The sequence below is a fragment of the Ruegeria sp. CJ2 genome (assembly GCF_056536745.1).
Map to the genome: position 1 here is coordinate 123,547 of NZ_JBQFQF010000004.1, position 15,120 is coordinate 138,666.

Genomic DNA, 15,120 nt, shown 5'->3' on the forward strand with positions numbered 1-15,120 from the left:
CCATGTTCGACGCCGCGCCTTTGCTGCGAGATGTCTTTGGATTCGACGACTTCCGACCGGGTCAGGAAGAGATTGTCGATGCCGTGACTGCGGGCGAGAACGTGCTGGCCATCATGCCCACAGGCGGTGGGAAATCCCTGTGTTTCCAACTGCCTGCCCTATTGCGAGACGGGGTGACGGTGGTGATCTCTCCGCTGATTGCCCTGATGCGCGATCAGGTGCGCGGGCTGCAAGAAGCCGGGGTCGAAGCTGGCGCTCTGACATCCGGCAACACCCCCGAGGAAACCGACGCGGTGTGGGAGGCGTTGGAGGCCGGTCGCCTGAAACTGCTCTACATGGCCCCCGAACGTCTGGCTGCCGGGTCCGCGCTGGGGATGCTGCGGCGGATCAATGTCAGCCTTATTGCGGTGGATGAGGCGCATTGCGTCAGCCAATGGGGTCATGATTTTCGCCCCGATTACCTGCGGATCGGAGAGCTGCGGCACGCGTTGAACGTCCCCTTGGCCGCCTTCACCGCCACGGCGGATGCGGAAACGCAAGACGAAATTGTCGAGAAACTGTTCGACGGCTCCGCGCCCCGCAAATTCCTGCGGGGGTTTGACCGGCCCAACATCCATCTGGCCTTTGCCGCCAAGGACGGGCCGCGCAAACAGGTTCTGGATTTCGCCGCTGCGCGCAAAACCCAATCCGGCATCGTCTATTGCGGCACCCGCAACAAGACCGAAGTGTTGGCCCAAGCCTTGCGCGCCGAAGGGCACTCGGCCTGTCACTATCACGGCGGCATGGACCCCGAGGATCGCCGCATTGTCGAAACCCGCTTTGCGCGTGAGGACGGTCTGATCGTCGTCGCCACGGTTGCTTTTGGTATGGGCATCGACAAACCCGATATTCGCTGGGTCGCCCATGCGGACCTGCCGAAATCCATCGAGGCTTATTATCAAGAAATCGGCCGCGCCGGGCGTGATGGTGGCCCGGCTGAAACGCTGACTCTATTCGGCCCCGACGACATCCGCCTGCGCCGCTCGCAAATTGACGAAGGTTTGGCCCCACCGGAACGCCGCATGGCCGACCACGCCCGTCTGAATGCTCTGCTTGGGTTGGCCGAGGCGCTGGTTTGCCGCCGTCAAACCCTGCTGGGTTACTTCGGTGAACAGGCCGAACCCTGTGGCAAATGCGATCTGTGCGATGCCCCGCCCGAGGTATTCGACGGTACCACGCCGGTTCGCATGGCCCTGTCTGCCATCTTGCGCACCGAGGAATGGTTCGGCGCAGGCCATCTGATCGACATCCTGCTGGCCAACGAAACCGACAAGGTCCGCGCGCGGCGGCACGATGCGCTGTCCACATGGGGCATCGGCAAGGACTGGTCCCGCCCGCAATGGCAGGCGATTTTCCGGCAGATGATGGGGCATGATCTGGTCCGCCCCGACCCTGATCGCCACGGTGCCCTGCGCATGACCGAGGCCGCAAAACCGATCCTGAAGGGCGAAGCACAGATCAACCTGCGCAAGGACACGATCCGCAAAGCCACCCGCCGCCCCGCCGTCAAAGCGATGGTGGCCGAAGAAGACGCGCCGTTGCTGTCGGCGCTCAAGGCCAAGCGCCGCGCGTTGGCGGAATCGCAGCGGGTGCCCGCCTATGTCATCTTCCCCGACCGCACCCTGATCGAGATGGCCGAAACCCGCCCCATGACTCTGGACGACATGGCCCGGATCGGCGGTGTGGGGGCGAAGAAACTGGAACGCTATGGCGACACCTTCCTTGAGGTGATCGCGGGTGAGGCCGCCGCGCTGCACCCTGCCCGCCGCAAACTGGCCGGGCGCGATCAGGGAGAGATCTACGACCAACTTCTGGCCGTGCAGAACGATCTGACGCGCGGGCCCGAAGGGATCGACAAGCCGCTGACCTGCTCGGCCTCGCAACTGGCCAAGGTCGCTCAACTGCGCCCCGGCGATCAGCGCGGGCTGGAACAGGTGCTGGGGGATCGTCGTCACGAAAGGTTTGGCGCCGCCTTTCTGGACGTGCTGGAACAGGCGGGCTAAATACGCCCTATCAGGCAAGAAAAGAGGGCGGATATGCTGGTAGTGATTTCCCCGGCCAAACGGCTGGACTGGGCCGAGCGCGATGTGACGGTGACCCAACCCGATTTTCAGGATGACGCGATCCGGCTATCGAAAACCGCCCGCAACCTGACGCTGGGCGATCTCAAAAAGCTGATGGACCTGAGCGATGACTTGGCCCGTCTGAACCGTGACCGGTATCGCGCCTTTTCCGATGCACCCGAGGCCGATCTGACCCGCCCCGCTGCGTTGGCCTTTGCCGGGGACACCTATCAAGGGCTTGAAGCTGCGTCCCTGGATGCCGATGAAATGGCCTGGGCGCAGGATCACCTGCGTATCCTGTCGGGCTTATACGGCGTGCTGCGCCCACTGGATGCGATCCAAGCCTATCGGCTTGAGATGGGAAGCAAGCTGAAAACCCGGCGCGGCAAGAACCTGTATGAATATTGGCGCGATCAACTCAGCAAAGCTCTGAACGCGCAAGGCACGCAGATCGGGTCGGACGTGCTGGTGAACTGCGCAAGTCAGGAATATTTCGGCGCGGTCGATCCCAAAGCGCTTAAGCTGCGGTTTGTCACGCCCATGTTCATGGAGGACAAGGCGGGCACCCCCAAGATCGTCAGCTTTTTCGCCAAGAAAGCACGCGGCGCGATGGCGCGATACATCATCCAGCACCGCCTGACCGACCCGGTGGGGTTGTTGGATTTTGACAGCGGTGGGTATGAATACCGGCCCGACCTGTCGACCGAGGACAAACCCGTTTTCGTGCGCCCCTATCAGGCCTGAGTCAGCATTGACCGGTCGTAAGCGACCAGTTCAACGGTGTTGCCCTCGGGGTCTTCGGTGAAAATGCCGCGCCAGCCTATCCAGCCGAATTGCTCGACCCGGTAGGGCTGTCCAATGTGTTCATACCAACGTATGACAGCGTCCTGTTCTTCAAAGGGCAGCGACAATGCAATGTGATGCAAAGCCGACGCGCCGCCGGTCACCGGGGATAGATCACCTGTGGGATGCAGGCCGGGACGCGGTGCGGCTGTATGGTGGAACAGGGCCAAAACCTGAGTATGCCCACCGAAACCCTGCGCGATCTCGAAGAAAACGATCGCGCTGTCTTGGTCGCCGCTGAGACGCCGCAAGCCGATCACTGTTTCATAAAACTCGACCATCGCCGGCATATCGGCGCATCGAATGGCAATCTCGCCCAGTGCGCGAGGCTGAAAACCGCGTTCATCTGACATGCGCCCAACCTAATTCGGTTAGGGCTGTCCGGCAACGACTGCCTGAGTGCCCTCGGGTTGATGGTTCAGGATCGCTTGGTGGATTTTCTGTTTTTGCAGAGGCTTGGTCAGGTAATGGTCCAGACCGGCCGACAATATCCCCTGATCATCCCCTGACATCGCATGCGCGGTCAGCGCGACGATCGGAACATGGCGGCCCGTCTCAATCTCGCGCCGCCGGATTTCACCAGTGGCCTGCTTGCCGTCCATTTTCGGCATGGAAATATCCATGAAGATCAGGTCAGGATCGAATTCAAGATGGGCTTCAACGGCCTCAAGCCCGTTTCCGGCGAACCTCAGGTCGATATTCAGATCCTTGACCATCTTTTCCAGGATCAGTTGATTTGTCCGGTTATCTTCAGCGGCCAGAACACGCATCAGGCGTCCGCCTGAAACCGCATGGGTGCGTTCTGGCTCCGCGGGTTCGAGCACAGTTGCTCCTGCATCTTCGATCCGCGCTTCCTGACCAAGCGCGGTCAGGTGAGTGTAAAGCTCGGCCCGGGGAATGGGTTTTTGCAAAACCCCTTCGATCAGGTGGCGGGCCGGGTTTGCGTGGATGACAGCGGGATTGGCCGACATCACCACCACAGGCAGGTCGCCCCACCCGCGATCTTTCAGCGTGGTTGCCAATTCCAACCCATCCATATCCGGCAGATCGTGATCGCATAAAAGCAGGTCCACGGTATCGTCAATTGCGGTCAATGCCTCTCCGCCCGAAGAACACACCGTGACGCGCGATCCCAATCGGCCGAGCTGTTTCGACAGAATGGCCCGGTTTACCGCCAAGTCCTCGACCACCATCACATGGTGCAGCCCCCCGCCCAGATCCGGAGGGGCAGGTTGCACGCCTTCGACGGTCGGCATCGGCACGCGGAACCCGAAACACGACCCACGCCCCGGTTCGCTTTCAACCCAGATCGTGCCACCCATCAACGAGATCAGGCGTTTCGTGATGGCCAGACCCAGCCCGGTCCCCGCGAACTGACGGTTGCGTTCATCTTCGACCTGATTGAACTCACCAAATATGTGGTCGATCTTGTCCTTTTCGATTCCGATCCCGGTGTCTTCGATCGCCACATGGATATCGCAGGTCTTGGTATCAGAGTTGGGCACCCCGGTGACACGGATCAGCACATGGCCGTTGGCGGTGAATTTCACCGCATTACCCACCAGATTTGTCAGAACCTGACGCACACGCCCCGGATCGCCCACAAATAGTGTTGGCAGAAACAGGTCATAATCGACCAGCAGCGTCAGCCCCTTGTCGCGGACACTTGGCTGCAACAGCATCGCGACCTCAAGAATACAGCGCTCAAAGTCGAACTGTTCGGGGTGCAGGATCAGCTTGTCCGCCTCGATCTTGGAATAATCCAGAACGTCGTTGATGATGACCAGCAACGCCTCGCCCGAATTGCGGATCGTATTGAGATAGAGCCTTTGTTCCTCGTCCAATGGGGTTTCAGTCAACAGGTCGGTCATCCCGACAATGCCATTCATCGGAGTGCGTATCTCATGGCTCATATTGGCCAGAAATGCGGATTTGGCACGGTTGGCTGCTTCGGCACGTTCGCGGGCTGCCGTCAACTCGGCCTCATGCCGGACCGAGGCCGAGATATTCAGCGCCAGACTTACAACATCGCCACCATTGCCCCGCTGGTCGATCAGCTTGACATAGTGGCCGTTCCACAGGCGAATAACCTCTGCGTCAGGATGCGGTTGCGCCCATCGTGCAAGCATCCTTTCAATCCATTCCGGTCCAGCCTCGGACCCCAGATCAATCAACCCTTCAGCCGTCAAAATCTCGAGTATCCGTGGATATGCGACGCCCGGCGCAACTTCGTCGATCCCGTCGAACAGGCTTAGATAGGCCGTATTCGCCCCGATCAGACGGTTATCCCCGTCAAAAAACGCAAACCCGTCCTGAAACGTCTGGATCGAATGCCACAACCGCCGTTCGGCCACCTCGATCTTGGCATTGGCCAGCGTCAGGTCGGATTTGACCTTTTCATTCTCACCCCGAACTGTTTCCACCTCGGCCTGCGTTTCGCCGATGCGCTTGGTCAAGGCCATCGCATGCAGGCCCAGCTTGCGGTTGGCGGCGGACAATTCGGCCTGCTTCATTTCCAAAAGACGCTCTGCCGCCAGACGTGCGCGTCGTTCCTGTGCCAGTTTTGTTGCAAGACTCATCTTTGGTGATCCCGGACTAACCCGAGATCAACATCCAGCCAGAGCGTGAAGAAGTGTTTAAGCGCTTACCGCGCTGTTCGGGTCACGGGCGCGGGCCGTCAGCGACGCCCCTCGCGCAACCAACCGCCCAGCAGGAAGCCGCCCGCCAGAAGCAGCACCAACCACGGCGGCAGCAAACCGGCCTGCGTGACGTCCCGGGTTTCATAAGCGTCGCGCGGTGTCAATCCAATCCAGCCGCGCCCGGACGCCGGTCGCCCCGCGCGAACATTGCGGATGGCGGGCAGGCCGTCCTCTAGCCTGATCGCCCCACCGCGCAATCCAGCCAGCAGCGGATCCAGAACGTCCGAGGTTGCAATCGTGCGCTCAAATTCTTTCGGCGCGGCCGGACCCAACCCGATGACCGCGGATAACTCGCCTTCCTGCAACCGGTATAGTCCGATTTCCGGCCCGAAATACTGGGTTTCGAACCGGCCGGGGGAAATCATGTCCAGCGTGATGTCCAGCGTTTCCCCATTCGGGCGCGTGACCGTAACCGGGCCGACCTCATCCTCTAGGGTCTGCCGAATGATGCGCATGATCTGGCCGTTGGCTTCGGCCCACAGCGCTTCTTCCTCAAGCTCGGGTTCCTTCATCATCCAATGCGCCAGCCGGCGCAGTAGTTCGAGCTGCGGCCCGCCCCCCTCGAACCCGCGACTCCAGAGCCACGCGTGATCCGAAGCCAGCATCGCCACGCGACCTTCGCCTACACGATCCAGAACCAGCAAGGGCCGGTCATCAATCCCGGTCATCAGCAGCTCGCCCGAGCGGTGCTTTACGTCGATCTGGCGTAGCCACGCACCCCATTGTTCGGAATCGCCAAGATCAGTCGTGACCGGATGGCGGTGCCCCAGATCGGTCACCATCGGGACAAAGCGTTCCTCGATCACCCGCGCGGTTGGCTGCGCAGGCAGGATCGGGGCCAGAGGGGAACGAAAGATACTGTCCGCGCTGGCAAAGTCAGGCCCCGCCGCGATCAGGACGGCACCGCCGTCGTTGATATAGTTGTTGACGTTGTCCAGATAGATGGCAGGCAAAATGCCTCGCCGCTTGTAACGGTCAAAGATAATCAGATCAAAATCGTTGATCTTTTCCAGAAACAGCTCTCGAGTCGGGAATGCGATCAGCGACAACTCATCCACCGGAACGCCGTCCTGTTTTTCAGGTGGCCGCAGGATCGTGAAATGCACCAGATCGACCGAGCTGTCGGATTTCAGCAGGTTCCGCCACGTCCGCCCGCCCGGATGGGGTTCACCCGATACCAGCAGCACGCGCAGACGATCACGGACGCCGTTCATCTGGATCAGCGCCGTGTTGTTACGGTCTGTCAGTTCGCCTTCGGCTTCGGGCACCGTGAACTGAATGACATTGCGCCCGCCATGCGGAAGGCTGACAGGCAATTCCACATCGACGCCAATGGGGATCGAAAAGTGTTCGGGCTCGGCCCCGTCGACCGAAATTTCAAGCGGCGCGCTGGTCGCGCCAGCAGGGGCGGCGCCGCTGTCCTCAACGCGCAGGGTCAGGGTAACCGGCTCACCGATAATGGCAAAGGCCGGGGCATTGCGCACAATAAGGCGGCGGTCCCAATCTGTGGCACGCCCGGTTTGCAGCAGATGCATCGGTGCTGGCAGGTCCGGTGCCAGATCCGCATCGTGCACAATCCCGTCCGAAACCACGAGAATTCCGGCGATCCGCGCGCGCGGTTCCTCGGCCAAGGCCTCGTTCAATGCGGCCATGACCTGCGTACCTTCGTCGCCGTCACCATCGCCGACTTTGATCCGGCGCAGCTCGGTATTGTCGCGCGACTCGATCTCGGCGGCCAGTTCTTCAGCCGCCAACGCGGTCTGCTCGGCCCGGTCCGAAAGGGTCTGACTGGCGCTTTCATCCTCGATCATCAACACGATGTCCGTCAGGGGCGCGCGATCCTCGATCTGGTAGACCGGACCGACCAGCGCCCCGATCACGACAAGGGCCGCCAAACCGCGTAGCGCCCAACCGGACAGACCCCGCCACAGGGCCAGAACCACCCCGGCAAGAGCAATAGCGGCAACGGTGGCCAAAACAGGCCACGGGATCAGGGGATCAAAGATAACGGTTCCTGTCATTGTCCCAACCTGTCCAGCAAGGCAGGCACGTGCACCTGATCGGATTTATAGTTCCCGGTCAGAACGTGCATGACCAGATTGACACCAAAGCGATTGGCCAGCTCTCGTTGTCGCTCACCCGCATAGCCGCGTCCAACGGGCAACAGCGCCTGACCGTTGCGGTCAACGGCCCATGCTCCGGCCCAGTCATTGCCGCCGATTACCACTGGCGTCACGTTATCGTTGAGGTTGCGGAACGGCATCCCCTCGATCTGTTCGGCATCCAGCGGCGCGGCTTCGACCCAGACCTCGGTTCCGGCGTAGCGCCCCGGAAAATCCTGCAGCAGATAGAAAGCGCGCGTCAGGACATGGTCACGCGGGACAGGCTCTAACGAAGGGATGTTCAAAGGCGCGGCCAACTGCTGCAATTTGCGCCCATTGGGGCTGGAGGCCCCAAATCGCGCCACATCCGAGTCCCGCGTGTCAAACAGGATCATCCCACCCGAGCGGAGGTAAGCATTGAGCTTGGCGTAGGCTTCGGCAGACGGTTGCGGTTGCTGGGGGGTTATGGGCCAGTAGAGCAGCGGGAAAAAGGCCAGCTCATCCCGTTCCAGATCAACGCCGATCGGTTCGGCCGGTTCGACAGACGTGCGATAAAAGAGCGTTTGCGCAAGACCCCGCATTCCGGCACCCGCAATGTCATCGACCTGCGCATCACCCGTCAGGACATGCGCCAGCACAAGTTCCTTGGTGGCGTTCAGGGCAAAATCTGTATCCGCGGGCGTTTGCGCGTCCGCTTGGGGCACAAACAACAATATTCCGACCGCAGTGGCCGCGGCCTTGGCCAGACCCAACCGTCCTGACAGCGCCAGAGACGCAATGACATCCACCGTCAGCAACAGCAGCGCAAGGCTGAGCAGGATACCCCCGATGGGCGTTTCTGTGCTAATTTCCTGCCCCTTGATGGGCACATCCGACGGCCAGACAGCCGGGCTAAGGACCGTGTCGCTGGTCAGGACATTCCGCGCCAGCTTTTGCTTGCCGCTTTCGTAGAGCCCCGGACGCAGATCCGGGCCAATTTCACCGGAGACAAGATCGACACCATCGACGCCCGACAGATTGCCAGCATCAGACAAGGTGCCGAACCCATCCATCACCTGAATTGGCTCCCACGTGGTGCCCTGCAACTGAGACACCTGCCGAGACTTGGCGGCCGAGGCGACGGCCAGCCGATCCAGCATTTCGACAAACAGGCCCGACAGGGGAAGGCTAGACCATTCTGCATCAGCCGTCACATGAAACAGCACAACCTGACCCAGCCCAAGCGCTTTGCGGGTCACCAGTGGCGTGCCGTCCGACAGCGATGCAATCACGCGATCCGCCAGATTAGGGTCTGGTTGTGCCATGACCTGCGTGATGACAGATACATCTCCGGGCACTTTCAGCCCGTAAAAGGGTGAGCTTTCGGGGAACGGCGCCAGCCCCTTGGCCTCGCCCCAGCTCATCGCGCCGCCGACAGACCGGCCACCGCTGCGCAGGCGGACCGGCAACAGGATATCTTCCTCGTCACGGCCCAGACCACTGGCGGCCATGCGCGGCCCCGCAAATCGCAGCAGCAACCCGCCTTGTTCAACCCATTCGACCAGCGCCGATTGTTCGCCCCCGGACAGTTTGGCGACATCGGCCAGAACGATCACATCCGGGTTGGCTGGCAGCACATCCAGCAATCCGCCATCAACAAAATCCGCCGTCGGGATCAAAACCTGCGTCAGGTAATGCAGCGGTGACAGCAGCTCCAACCCTTCGCGGTTCCGTGTCCCGGCGATCAACGCAACTTCACGCCGTCGCAGGCTGTCATCGGTCAATGTCACAGCCCCGGCAGACCGCTGGCCCTGAATTTCAAACCGCGTGATCCGGGCGCGCAGTTCTGACGGCAGGGCCAGTTCTATCTGGGCCTGCGTTTCGTCGCCTGCAAATTCCACCTCGGCAGATTGCAACACCCGCATCGCCCCCGCCGGATCGCGGCCCTGCGCCAGAACCGTGAAGCGCTCAGCCGGACCAGCCTCAGCCCGCTGCGCGGTCAACTGAATGACACCGTCCTGATAGCCAGCCGGCAATAACCCAACAACGGACGAGGGCGACTGATACACGGTCACACCCCCGCGCGCCTGCAAAGCCGCAAGCATCGCATCACTGCCCTCAAAGGCCAGCCGATCGCTGAACCAGTGCGTTTCAAACCCGCCCTCAACCTGATCCAGCGCGGCCAGAGCCTGTTCAACCTGTGTCGCCGTGGGCTGCCACGGCATCGGAACCAATCCCGGCAATCGACCGCTCCACGCTTCGGCAGCCTGGAATACAGGAACCTCTGGGTCTGTCAGGTTAAGGATCGCGACCGTGCGCCCGGCGCGCCCGGCCTCGGTCAGTTGCGCGTCGATCTGATCCAGCGTCGAAGACCAACGGGATGCGCCCGCCCAGCTTCCATCCAGCACCAACATCAATGGCCCTGATCCGGCTTGCTCTCGGGACGGGTTCAGAACCGGGCCGGCCAACCCGATGATAATCGCCGCCGCCGCCAGCATACGCAACAGCAGCAACCACCACGGGGTGCGGTCCGAAACGCTTTCTTCATCCTTCAGCCCCAGCAGCAGCGTGACCGCCGGAAACAGCCTGCGGATGGGCGCGGGAGGCACGGCGCGCAGGATCAGCCACAGAATGGGCAGGGTCAAAAGACCCAGCAACACCCACGGTGCGGTAAACCCTATACCCGCCAGAACTGTCATGCCGTTCCCCCGTCCAGCGCACGATAGAGCCACAACAGAGCCGCTTGCGCGCTGTCACCCGTGTGGTGCAACCCAAGTTGCCATCCGGTCGCGCGACACAGTTGCGTCAGTGCGTCCTTGCGGCTGGCGAGACGCTCCAGATAACGGTCCCGCAACTCTCCGGCCTTGAGGGTTTCGTGTCGCGCTGTGCCGCCAACGCTTTCAAATATGGTCCGCCCGCGATAGGGAAAGCTCTCCTCGGTCGGGTCCAGAACCTGCAACAGAACACCGCGCACGCCCCGGTCGGCGGCTTTGGTCAGGGCCAGTTCGACCTCATCCATCGGCCCGAGGAAATCGGAAATGAAGACGGCACGCGCATGTGGGATCATGGCCCTATGTTCGGGCGGGGCGTAATCGGCTGCGGCATCTTCGGACCACGCCTGCGCCAGTCGCACGATCTGCGCATTGCCGCGCCGGGGCGGAAGGGTTGTTCCGGTCAGGCCGACGCGTTCCCCGCCCCGCACCAGCAGGATCGCCGTTGATAGACCAAGCAGGCGCGCCCGGTCCGCTTTGGTGTGCAGGGATTTGTCGGACGCAAACCGCATCGACGCGCCCTGATCGACCCAGAGCATCACCGATTGCGCGATCTGCCATTCGCGTTCGCGCACAAATTGCTGATCCCCGCGCGCCGAGCGGCGATGGTCGATCATCCGTCGGCTGTCGCCGATCTGTGCCGGGCGGTATTGCCAGAAATCATCACCCAGACCCGACCGCCTGCGCCCGTGATCGCCCAGCAGAACGGTTCCGGCCAGATGTTCAGCCCGCGCCAACAGGGGCGGCAGCCGGGACGCCTCGGCCTCGGATCTTTCGCGAAGGGTCAGCGCGGCATTCACGCCGCAGCCTCGGTGCGGATCAACCCGGCAGCCGTGGATTCGATCAGATCAGCAAGGCTGTCCCCGCGCGCACGCGCCGCAAAGTTCAGCGCCATCCGGTGGCTGAGGACAGGGCGTGCCATGTCCAGCACATCCTCGGCATTCGGGGCCAGCCGTCCTTGCAACATCGCCCGTGCGCGCACCGTCATCATCAGCGCCTGCGCCGCTCGCGGACCCGGCCCCCACGCAACGGTTTCAGCCACACGCTCAGACACGCCTGCCTCGTCAGGGCGGAAGGCACGAACCAGATCGAGGATCAGTTCAACGACCGAGTCGCCCACCGGCATCCGGCGCAAAAGAACCTGCGCGGCCAGCAACTCCTCTTTAGTGAAAATCTCATGCGCGTCGTCTTCCTCAACACCCGTAGTGGCCAACAGAATATCCCGCTCGGTCTGACGATCCGGGTATTCCACGTCGATCTGCACAAGAAAGCGGTCCAACTGCGCCTCGGGCAGCGGATATGTGCCCTCTTGTTCAATCGGGTTTTGCGTCGCCAACACATGGAACGGCGTCCCCAGCGAGCGATCCTCGCCCGCGACCGTCACCGTGCGTTCCTGCATCGCTTGCAGCAGCGCCGATTGCGTCCGGGGGCTGGCACGGTTGATCTCATCGGCCATCAGCAACTGGCAAAAGATCGGGCCTGAAATAAAGCGGAAATGACGGCTGCCATCTTCGGCAGTATCCAGAACCTCGGACCCCAGAATATCAGCAGGCATCAGGTCCGGCGTGAACTGGATGCGATTGCCGTGCAAGCCCATCACCGTCGACAGCGTTTCAACCAGTCGCGTCTTACCCAGACCGGGCAAACCGATCAACAGCGCATGCCCGCCGCACAGCAGCGCGGTCAGGGTCAGGTCCACGACCCGTTCCTGTCCGATAAAGCGGCGGGTGATCGAGGACTTGGCCTCTTGCAGTTTGGTTTCCAGCGCTTCGATCTCGGACACGAGGTCGGCAGGTTCGGTCATGACTTTCCCTTCCGTGGACTAATATGGTTGAAGTGTATCGCGCGAAAAGGAAATGGCAAAAGTAATGAGCGGACAAAAACCTGTGACACCTTCCCCTGATGGCATTGCGGCATCAGTCAAAGCCGCCAAAACCAGGGGCTTGCCCCCGGTTCATCTGTGGAATCCTCCGTTTTGTGGCGATCTGGACATCCATATCGCCAAAGATGGCTCTTGGTCTTATCTAGGGTCACCGATCACCAGGTTCGAGCTTGTGAAGCTTTTTTCCTCAATTCTTAAGAAGGAAGACGGGAAATATTACCTCGTTACCCCGGTCGAGAAGGTGGGAATCACTGTCGAGGACGCGCCTTTTGTGGCGGTTGATTTCGATGCGACGGACACCGGCGCGGCGCAGGTGCTGACTTTCACGACACATGTCGGTGATACCGCCGTCGCAGGACCGGATCACCCGATCCGCATTGTTATCGACCCTGAAACAGATGAGCCCGCGCCCTACATATTGGTGCGTGCCAACCTCGAAGCGCGGATCGACCGCAAAAGTTTCTACCGGATGGTCGACATTGCCGAACACAATGACGGATGGTTCGGCGTCTGGTCAGGCGGACAGTTTTTCCCCCTGATCCGGTCCGAGGATTTGCCGGGTTAGGCCCGGCGCGCCACCCGACGGTCTTGCGCCAGCACCACGGCCACCGCCACGATCCCCGCGCCCAGCGCGCGGGTCCAGTTCCACTCATCCCCCAGCACAAGCATGATCAACATCACGTAAAACGGCGCGATGTTGATGTGGAACGAGGCCAGCGCCACGCCGATCCTGCCGACCGATGAGATAAAGAACACCTGGCTCAACCCCATCGAGATCAGCGCGTAGATCATCAGCATCCCCGCCTGCTGCATGTCGACCGGAGCCGCAGGGATGACATCCATCCCCAACTGCCCCGCCGTGACGAATAGAATGACAGCCACGACCAGCCCGCCCAAGAATGTAATGGTGCTGCGCCCGGTTTGGCTGAGTTCAGGAAAGTCCCGCGCGGTTGCCATGCTTGCCCAGCAAAACAGCCCCGTCGACACAATGGCACACCCCGCGCCCAGCCCCAGTTGCGCAGGGGCCACCGCGCTGGTCGCGATCAACCCTCCGATGATCGACACGACGACTCCGATGGCAAAATTCCAACGCAGACGCCGCGCACCCGTCGCCAGCTCCAGCAAAGTCGCAAACAAGGGCGCGCATGAGGCGATGATGGCCACGGTCACCGGGTCGGTCAGCTTTTGCGCCAGAATGATCAGGAACATCCCCGCCCCCAGCGTTCCGCCGACCAGCATCGCATGTCCCCAGCGGGCACGCAGCACCCGTGAGGGCCCGTCAAACAGCACCCAGATCGGCACCATCACCAACACCGCAATCGCAAGTCGCGCCACCAGCAACGCGACCGGAGGCCAGCTTTGCAACAACACCTCGGCCGCCGGAAAACCGGCCGCCCATGTCAGCATGCTGGCCACCGCCAAGCCATTGCCGGGCAAGGCAGAACTGCGCCCGGCGGACACAGAAAGAGTGTTCCCGCGCACGGGGTCAGGGCTCATCGCCATGGTGTCAGACCTTCTGTTGGACCGGCGACCGAAAATGATTCGCCGCATTGTCCCGAATGTCTCTGAATTGCATCGGACGATCTGGCCGATTTTCGACAATCTGTCGTTTTCAGTCCCTTTCCCTGAAATCACCCGACAGCTAAGGTCCGCTCACCAAATGTCCGGACCTGCCAATGCCCAAATTTGCCGCCAATATCTCATTGCTCTTTGCAGAGCTTCCCTATCTCGACCGGTTTCAGGCTGCAGCAGAGGCCGGGTTTCAAGCCGTTGAGATTCTGTTTCCCTATGATCTGGCCGCCAAGGAGACGCGGCGGGCCTTGCTGTCCAATGGGTTGGACCTTGTCCTGATCAACGCGCCACCACCGAATTACACGGGCGGACAGCCGGGCTATGCGGCAATCCCCGGCGGCGAAGCACGGTTCCAATCGGATATGCGTCGCGTGATGCGTTACGCCGAGGTTCTGAAACCGGGGCTGATACACATCATGTCGGGCTATGCCTCGGGGCCGGACGCGCTGGACTGTTTCGTGCAGAACCTGACATGGGCTGCCGATTTCGCGCCCCAGCAACAGTTCACGATTGAGCCGCTGAACCCGGTTTCGCAGCCAGACTATTTCCTGAACGACTACGATCTGGCTGCTGATGTTTTGAACCGTGTGAACCGCCCCAATATCGGCCTGCAATTCGACAGCTTTCACGCCCATATGATCCATGGCAACGCGCTGGACGTGTGGACCCGGTTCAACGACAATATGGTTCACGCCCAAATTGGCGCGGCACCGGACCGATCCGAACCCGGGCGCGGGTCAACCGATTTTCCCGCCCTGTTCAGCGCGATGGATGATGCAGGATACGCAGGATGGGTCAGCGCCGAATACGTGCCCTCAACACCGCAAACGATCAACAGCTTGAGGTGGATGCGCGCCTAGCTCTGGCATTTTTCTAAAAAATCCCGCAGATGACATGGGTCGAGACCAATAGGATTTAGTCAATGATCCCTGCCCGCTTTGCCCGCGCTCTGTTCAGCCTGATCATGTCGGGCCTGATGTCCTGCATCGTTACAGGTATCGCTACGGTAAAGGCGATCGGGATAGGCCCAACCACACTGGGCGACTGGATGGCTTCCTGGGCCTTTTGCTGGCCGATCGCGTTCTCGGTCATCCTGATTCTCGGACCTGCCGTGCAACGGTTGGTCAATCGCCTGGTCAGGCCGCAGGACTGACCCGCTGCGAAGAGGGT

General features: G+C 61.2%; 12 protein-coding genes. 5 read left to right on the forward strand and 7 right to left on the reverse strand.

Annotation, left to right across the window (positions count from 1 at the left end):
• The first annotated feature begins 2 nt into the window (after positions 1-2).
• Entirely contained in the window at positions 3-2,042 is a 2,040-nt protein-coding gene (gene recQ, locus ACR0MS_RS07245; RefSeq protein ID WP_480571586.1) for a DNA helicase RecQ, read from the forward strand.
• Positions 2,043-2,075: 33 nt separating this feature from the next.
• Entirely contained in the window at positions 2,076-2,846 is a 771-nt protein-coding gene (gene yaaA / locus ACR0MS_RS07250; RefSeq protein WP_480571583.1) for a peroxide stress protein YaaA, read from the forward strand.
• Here the strand turns inward: yaaA and ACR0MS_RS07255 are convergent.
• From ACR0MS_RS07255 to ACR0MS_RS07280, 6 genes are all read right to left on the reverse strand, one after another.
• Complete coding sequence (locus ACR0MS_RS07255; protein ID WP_480571580.1) at positions 2,837-3,298, reverse strand: VOC family protein; 462 nt, start codon at positions 3,296-3,298, stop codon at positions 2,837-2,839. The two genes, yaaA and ACR0MS_RS07255, sit on opposite strands and share 10 nt — an antisense overlap.
• An 18-nt stretch (positions 3,299-3,316) precedes the next feature.
• Positions 3,317-5,524, reverse strand: coding sequence for a response regulator (locus ACR0MS_RS07260; protein WP_480571577.1), 2,208 nt, complete (start codon positions 5,522-5,524; stop codon positions 3,317-3,319).
• Positions 5,525-5,622: 98 nt separating this feature from the next.
• Positions 5,623-7,665, reverse strand: coding sequence for a hypothetical protein (locus ACR0MS_RS07265; protein WP_480571574.1), 2,043 nt, complete (start codon positions 7,663-7,665; stop codon positions 5,623-5,625).
• On the reverse strand, positions 7,662-10,424 hold the full coding sequence (locus ACR0MS_RS07270; protein ID WP_480571571.1) for a DUF4159 domain-containing protein: 2,763 nt from the start codon (positions 10,422-10,424) through the stop codon (positions 7,662-7,664). The genes ACR0MS_RS07265 and ACR0MS_RS07270 overlap by 4 nt, the downstream gene beginning before the upstream one ends.
• Positions 10,421-11,296 (reverse strand): DUF58 domain-containing protein, encoded by an 876-nt coding sequence (locus ACR0MS_RS07275; protein WP_171240299.1) that lies wholly within the window; start codon positions 11,294-11,296, stop codon positions 10,421-10,423. The genes ACR0MS_RS07270 and ACR0MS_RS07275 overlap by 4 nt, the downstream gene beginning before the upstream one ends.
• Positions 11,293-12,300, reverse strand: a complete 1,008-nt coding sequence (locus ACR0MS_RS07280; protein ID WP_170789493.1) for an AAA family ATPase — start codon at positions 12,298-12,300, stop codon at positions 11,293-11,295. Before ACR0MS_RS07280 ends, ACR0MS_RS07275 begins: the two co-directional genes overlap by 4 nt.
• Before the next feature lie 64 nt (positions 12,301-12,364).
• Here ACR0MS_RS07280 and ACR0MS_RS07285 point away from each other — a divergent pair, with 64 nt between their 5' ends.
• Positions 12,365-12,943, forward strand: coding sequence for a DUF1285 domain-containing protein (locus tag ACR0MS_RS07285; protein WP_480755254.1), 579 nt, complete (start codon positions 12,365-12,367; stop codon positions 12,941-12,943).
• On the opposite strand, the gene ACR0MS_RS07290 is transcribed toward ACR0MS_RS07285, so the two are convergent.
• Positions 12,940-13,881 carry a DMT family transporter gene (locus ACR0MS_RS07290; protein WP_480571564.1) on the reverse strand — a complete coding sequence of 314 codons (942 nt, stop codon included), beginning with the start codon at positions 13,879-13,881 and terminating at the stop codon, positions 12,940-12,942. The genes ACR0MS_RS07285 and ACR0MS_RS07290 overlap by 4 nt on opposite strands.
• Before the next feature lie 173 nt (positions 13,882-14,054).
• Here ACR0MS_RS07290 and ACR0MS_RS07295 point away from each other — a divergent pair, with 173 nt between their 5' ends.
• Together ACR0MS_RS07295 and ACR0MS_RS07300 are read left to right on the forward strand one after the other, a co-directional pair.
• Positions 14,055-14,810 (forward strand): hydroxypyruvate isomerase family protein, encoded by a 756-nt coding sequence (locus tag ACR0MS_RS07295; protein ID WP_480571561.1) that lies wholly within the window; start codon positions 14,055-14,057, stop codon positions 14,808-14,810.
• A gap of 62 nt (positions 14,811-14,872) precedes the next feature.
• A complete protein-coding gene (locus ACR0MS_RS07300; protein WP_480571558.1) occupies positions 14,873-15,103 on the forward strand; it encodes a DUF2798 domain-containing protein in 231 nt (76 codons plus the stop codon).
• Positions 15,104-15,120: the final 17 nt, after the last annotated feature.